15 protein-coding genes are annotated in these 15,690 nt (G+C 71.3%); 14 read left to right on the top strand and 1 reads right to left on the bottom strand.

Going from position 1 to position 15,690, the window contains the following annotated elements:
- Nucleotides 1–120: 120 nt before the first annotated feature.
- The 8 genes from AB0O15_RS30795 to AB0O15_RS30760 all read left to right on the top strand — a co-directional run bounded on the left by AB0O15_RS30795 (nt 121) and on the right by AB0O15_RS30760 (nt 10,774).
- Nucleotides 121–1,656, top strand: coding sequence for a potassium/proton antiporter (locus AB0O15_RS30795; protein WP_364325443.1), 1,536 nt, complete (start codon nt 121–123; stop codon nt 1,654–1,656).
- Between the two features lie 204 nt (nt 1,657–1,860).
- A complete protein-coding gene (locus tag AB0O15_RS30790; RefSeq protein ID WP_364325440.1) occupies nt 1,861–2,265 on the top strand; it encodes a TraR/DksA family transcriptional regulator in 405 nt (134 codons plus the stop codon).
- 20 nt (nt 2,266–2,285) lie between these two features.
- Entirely contained in the window at nt 2,286–2,834 is a 549-nt protein-coding gene (lspA, locus tag AB0O15_RS30785) for a signal peptidase II (protein ID WP_364325437.1), read from the top strand.
- 38 nt (nt 2,835–2,872) lie between these two features.
- Complete coding sequence (locus tag AB0O15_RS30780) at nt 2,873–3,757, top strand: RluA family pseudouridine synthase (RefSeq protein ID WP_364325559.1); 885 nt, start codon at nt 2,873–2,875, stop codon at nt 3,755–3,757.
- A 24-nt stretch (nt 3,758–3,781) separates the two neighbouring features.
- Complete coding sequence (locus tag AB0O15_RS30775; RefSeq protein WP_364325435.1) at nt 3,782–4,753, top strand: hypothetical protein; 972 nt, start codon at nt 3,782–3,784, stop codon at nt 4,751–4,753.
- A gap of 153 nt (nt 4,754–4,906) precedes the next feature.
- Nucleotides 4,907–6,433, top strand: coding sequence for an AAA family ATPase (locus tag AB0O15_RS30770; protein ID WP_364325432.1), 1,527 nt, complete (start codon nt 4,907–4,909; stop codon nt 6,431–6,433).
- Nucleotides 6,434–6,516: 83 nt separating this feature from the next.
- On the top strand, nt 6,517–10,044 hold the full coding sequence (gene dnaE / locus AB0O15_RS30765) for a DNA polymerase III subunit alpha (RefSeq protein ID WP_364325429.1): 3,528 nt from the start codon (nt 6,517–6,519) through the stop codon (nt 10,042–10,044).
- 22 nt (nt 10,045–10,066) lie between these two features.
- Nucleotides 10,067–10,774 carry a hypothetical protein gene (locus tag AB0O15_RS30760; RefSeq protein ID WP_364325426.1) on the top strand — a complete coding sequence of 236 codons (708 nt, stop codon included), beginning with the start codon at nt 10,067–10,069 and terminating at the stop codon, nt 10,772–10,774.
- Here the strand turns inward: AB0O15_RS30760 and AB0O15_RS30755 are convergent.
- Nucleotides 10,689–11,402, bottom strand: coding sequence for an LON peptidase substrate-binding domain-containing protein (locus tag AB0O15_RS30755; RefSeq protein WP_364325424.1), 714 nt, complete (start codon nt 11,400–11,402; stop codon nt 10,689–10,691). The genes AB0O15_RS30760 and AB0O15_RS30755 overlap by 86 nt on opposite strands.
- Before the next feature lie 138 nt (nt 11,403–11,540).
- On the opposite strand from AB0O15_RS30755, the gene hisD reads away from it, so the two are divergent.
- From hisD to AB0O15_RS30725, 6 genes are read left to right on the top strand one after another with little or no spacing between them, the layout of a single operon-like run.
- Nucleotides 11,541–12,851 (top strand): histidinol dehydrogenase, encoded by a 1,311-nt coding sequence (hisD, locus tag AB0O15_RS30750; RefSeq protein WP_364325421.1) that lies wholly within the window; start codon nt 11,541–11,543, stop codon nt 12,849–12,851.
- A complete protein-coding gene (locus AB0O15_RS30745) occupies nt 12,848–13,975 on the top strand; it encodes a histidinol-phosphate transaminase (protein WP_364325418.1) in 1,128 nt (375 codons plus the stop codon). The genes hisD and AB0O15_RS30745 overlap by 4 nt, the downstream gene beginning before the upstream one ends.
- A complete protein-coding gene (hisB, locus tag AB0O15_RS30740) occupies nt 13,972–14,583 on the top strand; it encodes an imidazoleglycerol-phosphate dehydratase HisB (protein WP_364325415.1) in 612 nt (203 codons plus the stop codon). The genes AB0O15_RS30745 and hisB overlap by 4 nt, the downstream gene beginning before the upstream one ends.
- Complete coding sequence (locus AB0O15_RS30735; RefSeq protein ID WP_364325412.1) at nt 14,583–14,741, top strand: hypothetical protein; 159 nt, start codon at nt 14,583–14,585, stop codon at nt 14,739–14,741. Before hisB ends, AB0O15_RS30735 begins: the two co-directional genes overlap by 1 nt.
- Nucleotides 14,741–15,364 (top strand): imidazole glycerol phosphate synthase subunit HisH, encoded by a 624-nt coding sequence (gene hisH / locus AB0O15_RS30730; RefSeq protein WP_364325409.1) that lies wholly within the window; start codon nt 14,741–14,743, stop codon nt 15,362–15,364. Before AB0O15_RS30735 ends, hisH begins: the two co-directional genes overlap by 1 nt.
- Nucleotides 15,364–15,681 carry a hypothetical protein gene (locus AB0O15_RS30725; RefSeq protein WP_364325406.1) on the top strand — a complete coding sequence of 106 codons (318 nt, stop codon included), beginning with the start codon at nt 15,364–15,366 and terminating at the stop codon, nt 15,679–15,681. The genes hisH and AB0O15_RS30725 overlap by 1 nt, the downstream gene beginning before the upstream one ends.
- The last annotated feature ends 9 nt before the right edge of the window (nt 15,682–15,690 follow it).

The following is a 15,690-nucleotide window of genomic DNA, read 5'->3' as shown; positions in this document are numbered from 1 at the left end:
TGTCGATGGAGAAGATCGCGACAATGGGGTCATGGCCAAGCGGCGGACCCCCGACCCGAGCGCTCCTGACGCCGGTCCGACCGCCGCCGCCCGGGTCGGCGACCTGCTTGATGGCCAAGCGTGAGCGGCGGCCTGGATCAAGCGCTGCTGGTCGGGGCGGCGGTGCTGCTGGTCGCCGTGGCCGCGGTGCGCGTCTCGACGCGGCTCGGGCTGCCCAGTCTGCTGGTCTACCTGCTGATCGGGATCGTGATCGGGGAGTCGGGCTTCGGCATCCGGTTCGACGACGCGGAGCTCACCCGTACCCTCGGCTTCTGCGCCCTCATCATGATCATCGCCGAGGGCGGGCTGACCGCGCGCTGGACCACCCTCCGGCCCGTGCTGGGGCTCTCGGCCGTGCTGGCCACGGTCGGGGTGGCGGTCAGCATCGCGATCGTCGGCCTCGCCGTGCACCTGATCCTGGGGCTCGACTGGAAGCTGGCCCTGCTCTACGGCGCGGTGCTCTCGTCGACCGACGCCGCCGCGGTGTTCGCGACGCTGCGCCGGCTCCGGCTGCCCCCGAGGCTGGTGGCGACGCTGGAGGCCGAGTCGGGCATGAACGACGCCCCGGTGGTCCTGCTGGTCGTCCTGCTCTCGGCCGCGGGGCCGATGCCACACCCCTGGTGGTACGAGCTGATCATCGTGATCTACGAGCTGGCCGCCGGCGGCGCGCTGGGCTGGCTGGTGGCGATGGCCGGGCGCTGGTTGCTGCGGCACGCCGCGCTGCCCTCGTCCGGGCTCTATCCGATCGCGGCGGTCGGGCTGATGTTCCTGGCGTACGCGGCCGGCGCCGTCGCCCACGCCAGCGGCTTCCTGGCCGTCTACGTGGCCGGGGTGGTGCTCGGCAACGCCCGGCTGCCCCATCGCCGGTCGATCCTCGGGTTCGCCGACGGGCTGGCCTGGGTGGCCCAGATCGGTCTGTTCGTGCTGCTCGGGCTGCTGGTGTCGCCGAGCCGGCTGAGCGCCGCGCTGGTTCCGGCCCTGGTCGTCGGCGTCGCCCTGGTGCTGCTGGCCCGCCCGCTGTCAGTGGTCGTCTCCGCGGTGCTGGCCCGCCCGCTCCGGGGCCCGCGCCGGCCCGAGATGCGGATCGGCTGGCGGGGGAGCGCCTTCCTCTCCTGGGCCGGCCTGCGCGGCGCCGTGCCCATCGTGCTGGCCACGATTCCGCTCTCGGCCGGCACGCCGGGCGCCGACGGCCTGTTCGACGCCGTCTTCGTCCTGGTGATCATCTTCACCCTGCTGCAGGCCGGCACGCTGGCCCCGGCCGCCCGCCTGCTCGGCGTGACCGCCCCCGGCGAGGCGACCGAACTGCACGTGGAGACGGCCCCGCTGGAGAAGATGAACGCCGACCTGCTCCAGGTGGACGTGCCGGACGGCTCCCGGCTGGCCGGCGTGCACATCGACGAGTTGCGGCTGCCCGTCGGCGCCGCGATCACGCTGGTGGTGCGGGACGGCGCCGGCTTCGTCCCCGGCCCGGACACCCGTCTGCGCTCCGGCGACGCGCTGCTGATCGTGGCCACCGCCGCCGCCCGTGACCTGGCCGAGCGGCGGCTGCGCGCGGTGAGCCGCCGGGGCCGGCTGGCCCGGTGGTTCGGCGAAACCGGGGACGAACCCCGCGCGTAACCCGGACATCGTCGGGTATCCGACCTGTGACCAGGGCGTTTCGCCCGGGTTGGCGTCCTGGGGGCCGGTGCGCCGTGTTGTCGGTGTCCTTCACGTTCCGTATCCTTGCGAGCCTCCGGTGTGTGCGACCCTTGTCGCCACGCCGTTTTGGTAGGTACGTAGGGGGCAGACATCCGCGCGCCGCGCGCGGTCGAGGGAGCGATCATGGCCAAGGCAACCGAGACGAAGCCCGCCGCCAAGCGGACCCGCAGCGCGGCCGAGACCAAGAAGATCCACGCCGCTCTCGAGGAGCGTCGCAGCGAGCTTCAGACCGAGTACGACCAGACCCTTACCGAGATCGCTGAGCTGCAGCGGGAGCGCCTGGACGACTCGGCCGGCGACGACACCGCCGACACCGGCACCAAGACGTTCGAGCGTGAGCAGGAGATCACTCTGGCCAACAATCTGCTGGAGCGGATCACACAGGTGGAACGCGCCATCGACCGCCTCGGCGAGGGCAACTACGGTTGGTGCGAGAAGTGCGGCAACGCCATCCCGGTCGAGCGGCTGGCGGCGTTCCCGTCCGCGACCCTGTGCGTGTCCTGCAAGCAGCTTGAGGAGCGACGCTGAACGACGCCGACGAGGCAACGGTGACCGACGAGCCGGTCACCGCACGCGGCTTTGCCGGCCGCGCCCTGCTGGTGCTCACCGTGACCGCGGTGATCGCCGTGGGGCTCGACCAGCTGGTCAAGGAGATCTCCACCAACGAGCTGGTGGAGGGTGAGCCGGTCAAGATCCTGGGCGGCCTCATCTACCTGTCCCTGCTGCGCAACAGCGGCGCGGCGTTCAGCCTGGGCAGCGACTACACCTGGGTCTTCCCGCTGGTGACGATCGCCGTGGTGACCTGGATCGGGTTCATGGCCCGCAAGCTGCGCTCGGCGCCGTGGGCGCTGGCGCTGGGCCTGGTGCTCGGCGGGGCGCTGGGCAACCTGACCGACCGGCTGTTCCGGGCCCCCGGCTTCCTCCAGGGGCACGTGGTCGACATGATCAGCCTCTTCGGGCCGTACGCCAAGTATTTCGCCGTGTTCAACATCGCCGACGCCTGCCTGAGCGTCGGCGTGGTGCTGGCTGTCCTGCTCGAACTGACCGGGCGGCAGCGCGACGGCAGCCGTACCCCTGCGAAAAAGAAAGCACCGTGACCTCCAGATCCCTCCCCGTCCCGGACGGTCTCGACGGCATGCGCCTCGACCAGGTCGTCTCGCGGCTCTTCGGACTCTCCCGCACGGCCGCCGCGACCCTGGTCGAGGCCGGCGACGCGATGGTCGACGGCTTCCCACGGCCCAAGTCCGACAAGGTCGCGGCCGGCGCCTGGCTCGAGGTCACGTTGCCGGCGCCGGTGTCCGCCCCGGTGGTCGTGGCCGAACCGGTCGACGGCCTGAAGATCATCTACAGCGACGACGACATCGTGGTTGTCGACAAGCCGGTCGGCGTGGCCGCCCACCCGAGCCCGGGCTGGACCGGCCCGACCGTGATCGGCGGGCTCGCCGCGATGGGCCAGAGCGTGGCGACCAGCGGCGCGGCCGAGCGGCAGGGTGTGGTGCACCGCCTCGACGCCGGCACCACCGGGCTGATGGTGGTGGCCAAGAGCGAGCAGGCCTACACGTCGCTGAAGCGGGCGTTCAAGGAGCGCGAGGTCGAGAAGCGCTACCACGCCGTGGTGCAGGGCCACCTCGACCCGCTGCGCGGCACCATCGACGCCCCGATCGACCGGCACCCGACCTCCGACTGGCGGTTCGCGGTGATGTCGACCGGCAAGCCGAGCGTGACCCACTACGACACGCTCGAGGCGTTCCGTTCGGCCAGCCTGGTCGACGTGCGGCTGGAGACCGGGCGGACCCATCAGATCCGGGTGCACTTCTCGGCGCTGAAGCACCCCTGCGCGGGCGACCTCACCTACGGCGCCGACCCGGCCCTGGCCGCCCGGCTGGGGCTGACCCGGCAGTGGCTGCACGCCCGCGAGCTGGCCTTCGAGCATCCGGCGACTCGAGATGTGGTGCGCTTCGTCTCGGACTACCCTGACGATCTGGAGCACGCGCTCAACGTGCTGAAAGACGCCGACTGAGACAGAACCGCAGGGGGTTGTCCGATGGCCGCGGCCGGTCAGCGCATCGCGACCGGGTTCGCGGTGGCCTCCGCGGCGTCGCTGCTTGCCATGATCATCTTGGCCGCCGACCGCAATCACCCGCCGGCCCCGGCGCCGTCCGCGCCCGGTGACGTCGTGCGGGTCGGGGTGGTCGAGGGCCAGTCCGTTCCGGGCTATCTCCGGAGCAGTCAGGGCGAGCTGGCGTCGCTGGGCGGGCCGGCCTGGGCGCTGGTGTCGCTCAGCGGTTACGTCCCGCCGGGCGAGCTGCCGTCGGTGCTGAGCGGCAGCGCCGTGGCCCAGGTCTACGCCCGGGCGCCCCTGCCGAGAACCGAGACCAGGGTGGTACGCATCCCGGCGTACCGCGTTCCCGACGATGTGGTCGCCGGGATGCTGGCCACGGCCGGTCAGCGCGATCAGGAGCGGGCCGACTACGGCCGCCTCAGCCACGATCTCGACGGCGCCGGCCAGGATCGGAACAGGCTGCGCCGGGCGTACGAGGACGCGGCCGGCGCCGCGGCGGCCGAGGCGCACGCCTACCGCGCGCACTGCGCCTGTGTCTTCGCCGCCGTGGTCCACGCCGACCCGGCCGCCCTCCGGGGCATCGCCGGTCGGGCCGAGGTGCGAGCCGTGGATCCTGCACCCGAAGTGCGGCAATTGGACCGGGTTGAGTTTCGGCCCCCTTTGCCCGAGCAATTCCCCTCTGACCAGGAAAATGCTCGACGGACCGCGATCACTCCGGCACCCGGTGGCACTTCGACGGTTGCCGCCGCAACCCCGACGCCAGTACCCTCTGCGCTCGGGGCCACTGTGACATCTGCCTCACCCCAGCAGCCCGCTGCCCCCTCGGCGGGAACCGGCCCTTCTCTCCCTAGTTCGGAGGAAGACCCTGCCCCACCCGCCGCACCAGCCCCGACGTCACCACCCGGCGCTCCGGCGAGCGGGTCGGGTGAACCCGGCGGGGCGTCCACGCGTTAGAAACCATGTCGGCCGAGCACCCGATGGCCCGCCCGGCGGCCGAGGTCGGACCGCCGGAGAGTGGCCCGAAAGGGGTTCAGCTCCGTAGCCTGTTGCGTGGCGGCGACACCCGTGGCCCAGAGGAATCATCGAGTTACGCAGGGAGGACGAGCCGTGGACGGGACCGAGACCGGCTGGGGCCGGCCTGCGGACTCCGGGCGCCGCTGGCGTGGTCTGCTCGACCGCGCCCGCCACGGGTCGCGGTCCCCGCACGACGACGAGCCCGAGGAGCCGGCCGACGAGAGCGCGCCCGAGCCGCGGCGTCCGTCGGCCCCAGCCCAGCCGCTGCCGATGCGCCCGCTCGACCGGCGCTCGTGGCTGCCCGAGACGGCACGCCCCGAGAACGGCCAGCCCGCTCCCCGGCAGAACGGTTACGAGCAGCCCGCCGCCCGCCCGGCCAACCCGCTCGACCGCCGGCCGGTGAACCCGCTCGACCGGCGTACCCCGGCCCGGCCGATGCCCCCGCAGCCCGAGCCGCGGCCGATGAACCCGCTCGACCAGCGCTCGGCCAACCCGCTCGACCAGCGCTCGGCCGGCGCGCTCGAGCAGCGGTCGCCCAACCCCCTGGAACAGCGGCCGGTCAACCCGCTCGAGCCACGCCGCTCCCGCCTCGCCGAGGGCTTCCAAGGGCGCGCCGACGCGGTGGCCGCGCCTCCGCCCGCCCCGGCTCAGCCGCACAGCTACTTCACCCCGGGCGCCCCGCCGCCACAACCGGCCTATCGCGCCGCGGCCGCCGTTCCGCCGCCGGTCCTGCCCCCGGTGGCCCGGCCGACGATCGCCCAGCAGTCCCCGGCGCCGGCCCGCATCGAGTGGCGGCAGGCCGCGCCGGCGCAAGAGGCCGACCGCGCGGTGCAGATCCTGCGGCGCAAGGTCGGCCGGCCGCGGGTGCTGGCGTTCGCCAACCCCAAGGGTGGCGTACACAAGACGACCGCGACCGTGCTCGCCGCCGCGACCATCGGCAGTGTCCGCGGCCGCGGCGTGCTGGCCTGGGACGACAACGAGTTGCGGGGCACGCTGGGCCTGCGGGCCGGCAGCGCCCGTCACGCCCGGACCATCCGGCACCTGCTGCACGATCTGCTCCAGATCGAGAACATGCATGGCGACGCTCTGCTCCAGGAGCTGGACGGCTACCTGCGACACGCCTCGGACGGCTCCTACGACGTGCTGGCCGGCGAGGAGAACCCGCGCTTCGCCCAGCGACTCGACCAGCACACCGTGCGCCGCGTGATGGACCTGCTGCGCCGCACCCACGACGTGATCTGCGTGGACACCGGCAACAACGTCGAGAGCGTCAACTGGCAGACGGTGATGCGAGCGGCCGATCAGCTCGTGGTGACCACGGTCCCGCGGGAGGACGCCGCGTTCACCGCCGACTGGATGCTCGACCTGCTCGACGAGACCGGCCAGGAAGATCTGGTCCGCAACGCCGTGACGTTGATCTCCTGCCCGTCGGCCGGGAAGGCCCCGCTGCTCGACGACCTGGTCAAGCATTTCGGCACCCGGACCCGGGCCGTCGCGGTGGTGCCCTACGACCCGTCGCTCGAGGTCGGATCGTCGATCGAGTACGCCGACCTGCAGCCCGAGACCCGAGCCGCGTGGATCAAGGCGGCGTCGATGATGATCGAGCCGTTCGCCGAGTAGCCAGGGCGGGTCGCCAACGACCACGGAGGGTCTCGGACTAGGCTCGGGGACGCTGATTTCGACGGCGGCGAGAGGGGGCCCGGGTGTCTGACTCCTTCGTGCACCTGCATGTGCACACCGAGTACTCGATGCTCGACGGAGCCGCCCGGGTCAAGGACCTTCTCGGTGAGGCGAAACGGCTGGGCATGCCGGCCGCGGCGATCACCGACCACGGCAACATGCATGGGGCGTACGACTTCTACACCCAGGCCCGGGCGGCCGAGATCACCCCGGTGATCGGCATCGAGGCCTACGTGGCGCCCGACTCCCGCTTCAACAAGAGCCGCATCAAGTGGGGCCGGCCCGAGCAGAAGAGCGACGACGTCTCCGGTAACGGCGCGTACACCCACATGACGATGTGGGCGCGCAACGCGGTCGGCCTGAAGAACCTCTTCCGCCTCAGCTCCCGGGCGTCGATGGAGGGCCAGCTCGGCAAGTACCCGCGGATGGACTTCGACACCATCGCCGAGCACGCCGAGGGGATCATGGGCACCACCGGCTGCCCGTCCGGCGCGGTGCAGACCCGCCTGCGGCTGGGCCAGTTCGACGAGGCCCTGAAGTCCGCGGCGATGTACCAGGAGGCGCTCGGGAAGGACAACTACTTCCTCGAGATCATGGACCACGGCCTGTCCATCGAGAAGCGGGTCCGCGACGGCCTGCTCGAGATCGGTCGGAAGCTCAACATCCGGCCGCTGGTCACCAACGACTCGCACTACACCTTCGAGGAGCAGTCGGCCGCCCACGACGTGCTGCTGTGTGTGCAGACCGGCAGCAACGTGGCCGACCCCAACCGGTTCCGTTTCGACGGCAACGGCTACTTCGTGAAGTCGGCCGACCAGATGCGTGCGGTCGACTCCTCCGAGGCCTGGCAGGAAGGCTGCCGGACGACGCTGCTGGTGGCCGAGCGGGTCGACACCGAGGGCATGTTCACGTTCAAGAACCTGATGCCCCGGTTCCCGATCCCGGACGGCTACACCGAGGAGGAGTACTTCCGCCACGAGGCGTTCGAGGGGCTCAAGCGCCGGTTCCCCGACGGCATCCCCGAGACGCACGTCAAGCAGGCCGAGTACGAGCTCGGGGTCATCATCCAGATGGGCTTCCCGTCGTACTTCCTCGTGGTCGCCGACTTCATCCAGTGGTCGAAGAAGAACGGCATCGCGGTCGGCCCCGGCCGTGGTTCGGCGGCGGGTTCCCTGGTCGCGTACGCGATGGGCATCACTGACCTCGACCCCCTGCCGCACGGCCTGATCTTCGAGCGGTTCCTCAACCCCGAGCGCATCTCGATGCCCGATGTCGACATCGACTTCGACGAGCGCCGGCGCGGCGAGGTCATCAAGTACGTGACCGACCGCTGGGGCGAGGACAAGGTCGCCCAGATCGCCACCTTCGGCACGATCAAGGCGAAGGCCGCGATCAAGGACTCGGCCCGGGTGCTGGGTTACCCGTTCGCGGTCGGCGACCGCATCACCAAGGCGCTGCCGCCCGACGTGATGGGCAAGGGCATCTCGCTGTCCGGCATTTTCAACTCCGACGACAAGCGGTACGGCGAGGCCGGCGAGGTCCGCACGCTGTACGAGCAGGACCCCGACGTCAAGAAGGTGATCGACACCGCCCGCGGCATCGAGGGCCTGATCCGGCAGACCGGGGTGCACGCGGCCGGCGTGATCATGTCGGCCGAGCCGATCATCGAGCACATCCCGCTGATGCGCCGGGCCAGCGACGGCGTGATCATCACGCAGTTCGACTACCCGACCTGCGAGACGCTCGGCCTGCTCAAGATGGACTTCCTCGGGCTGCGGAACCTGACGATCCTCGACGACGCGGTCAAGAACATCAAGCTCAACCACGACCTCGACCTCGACCTGCTGGCCCTCCCGCTGGACGACAAGCCGGCCTACGAGTTGCTGGCCCGCGGCGACACCCTGGGCGTGTTCCAGCTCGACGGCGGCCCGATGCGCTCGCTGCTGCGGCTGATGAAGCCGGACAACTTCGAGGACATCTCGGCCGTGCTGGCGCTCTACCGCCCCGGCCCGATGGGCGTCGAGTCGCACACCAACTACGCGCTGCGCAAGAACAAGCTGCAGGACATCACGCCGATCCATCCCGAGCTGGAAGAGCCGCTGCGCGAGATCCTGGAGCCGACCTACGGCCTGATCGTCTACCAGGAGCAGGTGCAGCGCGCCGCGCAGATCCTGGCCGGCTACACGCTGGGACAGGCCGACCTGCTCCGCCGGGCGATGGGTAAGAAGAAGAAGGAGATCCTCGACAAGGAGTTCATCCCGTTCCGGGACGGCTGCCGCGCGAAGGGCTACTCCGACGAGGCGATCCAGGCGGTGTGGGACGTGCTGGTCCCGTTCGCCGGGTACGCGTTCAACAAGGCCCACTCGGCCGCGTACGGCCTGGTCTCGTACTTCACCGCGTACCTGAAGGCGCACTACCCGGCCGAGTACATGGGCGGGCTGCTGACCAGCGTCGGCGACGACAAGGACAAGATGGCGATGTACCTGGCGGAGTGCCGCCGGATGCACATCCAGGTCCTGCCGCCCGACGTCAACCAGTCGGCCGGCCCGTTCACCCCGGTCGGCAAGGACATCCGCTTCGGCCTCGGCGCGGTGCGCAACGTCGGCGCCAACGTGGTCGAGTCGATCGCCCGGTGCCGCACCGAGAAGGGCGAATACCAAGACTTCTACGACTTCCTGTCCAAGGTCGACGCGGTGGTCTGCAACAAGCGGACGATCGAATCGCTGATCAAGGCCGGCGCTTTCGACTCTCTGGGGGAGACTCGAAAGGGTTTGCTCTCCATCCATGCAGAAGCAATCGATGGATACACAGAGCTGAAGCGCAAGGAAGCAACCGGACAGTTCGACCTTTTCGGAGCTGGCAGCGATGTCGAGATGTCGACCAGCGCCGTGATGCCGGTTATCCCAGATGGAGAGTGGGACAAGCGCGACAAGCTGGCCTTCGAGCGCGAGATGCTCGGCCTGTACGTCTCCGACCACCCGCTGGCCGGGCTGGAGCAGATGCTGGCCAACGCGGCCGACACCACGATCGCCTCGCTCAACGAGGAGGGCTCGGTCCCGGACGGCTCGGTCGTCACGCTGGCCGGCATCCTCACCGGCGTGCAGCGTCGGATCACCAAGCAGGGCCGGGCCTGGGCCTCGGCCACGCTGGAAGACCTGGCCGGTGGAGTGGAGGCGCTGTTCTTCCCGAACACCTACGAGGTGATCGGGCAGTACATCGCCGAGGACGCGATCGTGGTGGTCAAGGGCCGGATCGACCGGCGCGACGACACCCCGCGGATCATGGCGATGGACATGTCCCTGCCGGACGTCACGCACAACCCCGACACCAAGCCGGTCACCCTCACCATGCCGATCACCCGGTGCACGCCCCCGCTGGTCAAGGAACTCAAGGAGATCCTGGTCAGCCACCCCGGCGGCTGCGAGGTGCACGTCAACCTGGTGAACGGCGGCCGGACCACGGTGATGCGGCTGGGCGGGTTCAAGGTGGCGCCCACCCCGGCGCTGCGGGCCGACCTGAAGATGATTCTCGGCCCGTCCGCGGTGGCCTGAGCGGGCCTGGCAGGATCGAAGCGTGAACCCGGACACCGAGGCGCCGTACTCCTGGGTGGTGGAGCCGCCTCCGCCGCCGCGCCGCCCGCTCGGCCGTGACCTGGCCGTGGCCGGCGCCACGGCCGTGGCGCTCGCGGTGGCCGGCGGCCCGCTCGGCGTGCTGTGGCACTTCCTCGCGCCGACCATCCCGGTGATCAACGCCGGGCAGGGACGGGTCGTGGTGAACGACCCGTCGCCCGAGGAGTACATCGCCGCGGACGGCTGGTTCAGCCTGCTCTGCCTGGTCTTCGGCCTGCTCGCGGCCGTGGTCGCGTGGCTGGTGCTGCGCCGGAACCGCGGCCCGTGGCTGCTCGGCGGCGTGATCCTGGGCACGCTGGCCGCGCCGGTGGTGGCCTGGCAGGTGGGGCGGCTGATCGGGCTGGGGGCGTACGAGGACTGGCGTGGCTCGTCGTCACCCGGGGCCACCTACACCGCGCCACCCGACCTCAGCGCGTACGGGGCGCTCCTGGTCGCCGCGTTCGGGGCGGCCATCGTGCTGACCCTGATGGCGGGCTGGGCCAACGACCCCGACCTGGACGCGCCCGGCTCCCGCCCCGGCTACGGCAACGACCTGGGCAACGCGCCGATGCCGCCGCCGGCCGAGGTCAGTTCGGGCTTGCCGGGCGAGCCAGATCGGACAGCGGCACCGGCACCGCCCGGACCCGAGCCAGCAGGCCCGCCTCGCGGTTGAGCAGCTTGAGCTCGGTGCGCAGCCGGCTCGCCGTGTCGGGCGCGGCCAGCAGCAGCTGCCGTTCGTCGGTGGTGAGCTGGGCCGTCGCCGCGACCAGGTGGGAGAGCACGGTCGGGTCGTCGGGCACCGCGTCGAGCACCTCGGTGGCCGGGCGCAGCAGGTCGAGGTAGGTGCGGAAGGCGGCCAGCACCCGCGGGGCCAGCAGGTCGGCCGTCTCGCCGGCGGCTTCCTCCTCGGGCAGCCACTCGACCTCGGCGGTCAGGTACGGCTCGGGCCCGGCGGTCACCGCCAGCACCCGGAACCGGCGCCGCCCCACCGTGACGATGTCGAACCGTCCGTCCTCGAGCTCGGTGACCTGGCGCAGCTCGGCGGTGCAGCCCACCTCGTAGAGCTGCTCGGCGGTGACCGGTGACTCCGCCACCGGCGGGCCGGACTCGCCCTCGGCCGGCGTCAGCACCTCGGACCCGTGTCGCAGGGTCACCACGCCGAACTCGTGCGGCCCGTCCTCGGGCGCGGCCACCAGCTCGTTCACCAGCGTCTGGTAGCGCTCCTCGAAGATGTGCAGGGGCAGGACGAGCCCGGGGAAAAGCACCGTGCTCAACGGAAAGACCGGGAGAATCGTGCCCACCCGGCGAGCGTATCGGCATGATTGCTGTCCGCGCTTGCGCCGGGTGGGGCGATGTGACGGCCATTCGGGCATACCGGCCATCCCGATGGCTGGAATCGGCCTCCGGCGCATAATCCGGCCCGGCCTAGAATTAGCCACGTGCTGAATCGGATCGACCTGCGCGGCTCCTCGGACGACCCGCGCGACCTGCTGCCCCGTGCTCAACTCGACGTCTCCGCCGCGGTCGAGCAGATCCGCCCGACCGTCGAGGCGGTGCGGGAGCATGGTTTCGCCGCGATCCGAGACGCGACCCATCGCTTCGACGGGGTCGAGCTGGCCCGCCTCCGGGTGCCGCCCGCCGCCATCGCCGCTGCCGCGGAAACCCTCGATCCCGATGTACGCGCGGCGCTCCTGGAAATCATCGCGCGGACCCGCCGGGTGCACGCCGACCAGCGCCGGACCGACGTCACCACCCAGGTCGTCCCGGGTGGAACGGTCACCGAGCGGTGGGTCCCGGTCACCCGGGTCGGCCTCTACGTCCCCGGCGGCCTGGCCGTGCTCGCCTCCACCGTGGTGATGAACGTGGTGCCTGCTCAGGAGGCGGGGGTCCAGTCGCTGGCCGTGGCGAGCCCGCCGCAGCAGTCCAACAACGGGCTGCCCGACCCCACCATCCTCGGCGCGTGCGCCCTGCTCGGCGTCACCGAGGTCTACGGGGTCGGCGGCGCCCAGGCGATCGCCATGCTCGGCTACGGCTCGGCCGGCGCCGACGAGGCCGACGCCTGCGCTCCGGTCGACATGATCACCGGGCCGGGCAACATCTGGGTCACCGCGGCCAAACGGCTGCTCCAGGGTCGCGTCGGCATCGACGCCGAAGCCGGCCCGACCGAGATCGCCATCCTGGCCGACGACTCCGCCGCCCCGGCCCACGTCGCCGCCGACCTGATCAGCCAGGCCGAACACGATCCGCTGGCCGCTTCGGTGCTGGTCACCGACTCGGTCGCGCTGGCCGACGCGGTCGACGCGCAGTTGTCCCTCCAGGTCGGCGTGACCAAGCACGAGTCCCGGGTGCGCGAGTCGCTGGGCGGCCGGCAGTCCGGCATCGTGCTGGTCGACGATGTGGAGCAGGGCCTCGCCGTGGTCGACGCGTACGCGGCGGAGCACCTGGAGATCCAGACCCGCAATGCTCGCGATCTGGCGATGCGGGTCCGCAACGCCGGGGCGATCTTCGTCGGGGCCTATTCGCCGGTGTCGCTCGGCGACTACGCGGCCGGGTCCAACCACGTGCTGCCGACCGCCGGTTGCGCGCGGCACTCGTCCGGGCTGTCGGTGCAGTCGTTCCTGCGGGGCATCCACGTGATCGACTACGACGAGGCGGCCCTGCGCGCCGCCGCGCCGCATGTCGTGGCGCTGGCCAACGCCGAAGACCTGCCGGCCCACGGTCAGGCCGTCACGGCGCGGTTCCCGTCGTGACCGCGTCCCAGCCGGTTCCGGAGTCTCAGCCGCTTCCCTGGGCCAACCTCACGGTCGACGATCTGCCCATCCGCGACGACCTTCGTGGACAGAAGCCCTACGGCGCGCCTCAGCTCGACGTCGCGGTGCGGCTGAACACCAACGAGAACTCGTACCCGCTGCCGGACGAGGTGGCGGAGGCGATCGGGAAGGCCGTGCAGGCCGAACTGCGCGACCTCAACCGCTATCCCGACCGCGAGGCCGATGCCCTGCGCGCCGATCTCGCCGCCTATCTGGGACACGGCCTGACCGCCGACCGGGTGTGGGCGGCCAACGGGTCGAACGAGGTGCAGCAGCAGTTGCTCCAGGCGTTCGCCGGGCCGGGCCGGACGGCGCTGGGCTTCGGCCCGTCGTACTCCATGCATCCGCTCCTCGCCGCGGGCACCGGGACGCGGTGGATCGGCGCCCTGCGTGACCCGGACTTCGGGCTCACCCCGGACGCCGCCGCCGACGTGGTTCTGCGGCACGGGCCCGATGTCACCTTCCTGTGCTCGCCGAACAATCCCACCGGAACCGCGCTCGACCCCGAGGTGATCAACGCGGTGCTCGACTGCGGTGTCGGGATGGTCGTGGTGGACGAGGCCTACGCGGAGTTCGCCCGGCCGGGAACGCCGAGCGCGCTGTCGTCGCTGTCGTCCTCCAACCGGCTCGTGGTGACCCGGACGATGAGCAAGGCGTTCGGGTTCGCCGGGGGCCGGCTGGGCTATCTGGCCGCCGCGCCCGCGGTGGTCGACGCCGTGCAGCTCGTGCGGTTGCCGTACCATTTGTCGTCTTTGACCCAGGCGGCCGCTCGCGCCGCGCTGGCCCACCGTGAGGTTCTGCTCGCGAACGTCGACGCGATCAAGAGCGAGCGCGACCGCATCGTCCGCACCCTGCGGGACCGCGGGTTGCGGGTGGCCGACAGCGACGCCAACTTCGTGCTCTTCGAAGTAGGCGGTGATCAACGGCCCAAGGATCAGAAAGTAGTGTGGCAGCACCTTTTGACCCGCGGGGTGCTGGTGCGTGACGTCGGCCTGCCGGGCTGGCTACGCGTGACCGCTGGAACCCCCGCCGAGACCGACGCCTTTCTGGAGGCACTGCCGTGAGCCGCACCGCGCGCATCGAGCGCGTCACCAACGAGACCAAGGTGCTCGTCGAGATCGACCTCGACGGCGCCGGCAAGGGTGACCTGTCCACCGGTGTCGGCTTCTACGACCACATGCTCAACCAGCTGGCCCGGCACGGCGGGTTCGATCTGCTCGTCCGCACCGAGGGCGACCTGGAGATCGACGCGCACCACACGATGGAGGACACCGCGCTGGCGCTGGGCGAGGCGTTCGCCCGCGCGCTGGGCGACAAGGCCGGCATCCGGCGGTACGGGTCGGCCACCATCCCGATGGACGAGGTGCTGTGCCGGGCCGCCGTCGACCTGTCCGGCCGGCCGTACGTGGTGCACGACGAGCCGGAGCTGGCGCCGTACATCGGGCCGGTCTACCCGACCAGCATGACCCGGCACATCTTCGAGTCGTTCGGGCTCGCCGCCAAGCTCACCCTGCACGTCAGCGTGCTGCGGGCGGCCCGTGACGGCGGCAAGGCCGACGCCCACCACGTGGTCGAGGCCCAGTTCAAGGCGTTCAGCCGGGCGCTGCGCGAGGCCGTCGAGATCGACCCGCGCAACGCCGGGCAGCTGCCGTCCACCAAGGGCGTGCTCTGATGGCGATCGTGCTGTTCATCGTGGCCGGCATCCTCGTCGGCGGGGTGATCTCGCTGGCCAGGCAGGGCGCGACCAAGTTCAGCATCGGGCTCGTCGCCGTGCTCGCGGTGCTGGCCGCGACCGGTGGCGTGCTCTGGCTGATGCCCGGGGACGGCTGATGTCGCCGAACGTTGTGGTTCTCGATTACGGCTCCGGAAACCTCCGCTCGGCCGAGCGGGCGCTGGCCCGCACCGGGGCCTCGGTCACGGTCACGTCCTCGCTGGACGAGGCGGCCGCCGCGGACGGACTGGTGGTGCCGGGCGTGGGCGCCTACGCCGCGTGCATGGCCGGCATCGACGCGCTCGGCGCCGCCCCGGTCATCACCGACCGGGTCGCGGCCGGGCGGCCGGTGCTCGGCATCTGCGTCGGCATGCAGATCCTGTTCGACTCCGGGGTCGAGCACGGGGTCGAGACCAAGGGGATCGGGGCGCTGCCCGGGTCGGTCACCCGGCTCACCGCCACCCGGATCCCGCACATGGGGTGGAACACGGTCACCGTGCCCGCCGGGTCGCGGTTGCTGCCGGACGCGCCGGCGGGGGAGCGGTTCTACTTCGTCCACTCGTACGCGGCGTCGGATCTTGATCTGCTCGCCGGCGCCGGCGCGTTGATCACGACCGCGTCGCATGATCAGCCCTTCGCCGCGGCCGTCGAGCTCGGGTCGCTGTCGGCCGCGCAGTTCCACCCGGAGAAATCCGGGGACGCCGGGTACGCGCTGCTGCGCAACTGGGTCGCTCAGCTCTGATGTCCAAGGAGCGGGCGCGACGGCGGGCCGAGCGGCTGGCCGTGCTGGAGAAGGAGAAGGCCGTCCGGGCGCGCAAGGTGGCCCGGCGGCAGCAACGCCGTGACGTGGTGCGGAAGCTCACCCCGAAGCGGCGCGGGCGCACCGGGACGGTCTACCGGTTCCGCCGGGCCGAGCGGATCGGGCTGGTCGTGGTGCCGTTGGTGGCGGCGTCGGCGGTCTGGTTCCTGGTGCCGGATGTCGCGCTCCGTATCGTACTCATCGCCTTGATCTTGTTGGTCCTGCCCGCACTCACGGTTGTCGTCCTCGGCCGCCGCTGACTTTTGGAG

It is taken from the genome of Actinoplanes sp. NPDC089786 (assembly GCF_040684855.1).
Taxonomy (GTDB): domain Bacteria; phylum Actinomycetota; class Actinomycetes; order Mycobacteriales; family Micromonosporaceae; genus Actinoplanes.
Note: the sequence above shows the minus strand (reverse complement) of the source record. Positions and strands in the feature narration are given on the sequence as shown.

Excerpts from the sequence above, each read along its gene's own strand:
- AB0O15_RS30790 (WP_364325440.1), top strand. The coding sequence starts at position 1,861 with ATGGCCAAGGCAACCGAGACGAAGCCCGCCGCCAAGCGGACCCGCAGC.
- AB0O15_RS30780 (WP_364325559.1), top strand. The coding sequence starts at position 2,873 with ATGCGCCTCGACCAGGTCGTCTCGCGGCTCTTCGGACTCTCCCGCACG.
- AB0O15_RS30775 (WP_364325435.1), top strand. The coding sequence starts at position 3,782 with ATGGCCGCGGCCGGTCAGCGCATCGCGACCGGGTTCGCGGTGGCCTCC.
- AB0O15_RS30735 (WP_364325412.1), top strand. The coding sequence starts at position 14,583 with ATGGCGATCGTGCTGTTCATCGTGGCCGGCATCCTCGTCGGCGGGGTG.
- hisH (WP_364325409.1), top strand. The coding sequence starts at position 14,741 with ATGTCGCCGAACGTTGTGGTTCTCGATTACGGCTCCGGAAACCTCCGC.
- AB0O15_RS30725 (WP_364325406.1), top strand. The coding sequence starts at position 15,364 with ATGTCCAAGGAGCGGGCGCGACGGCGGGCCGAGCGGCTGGCCGTGCTG.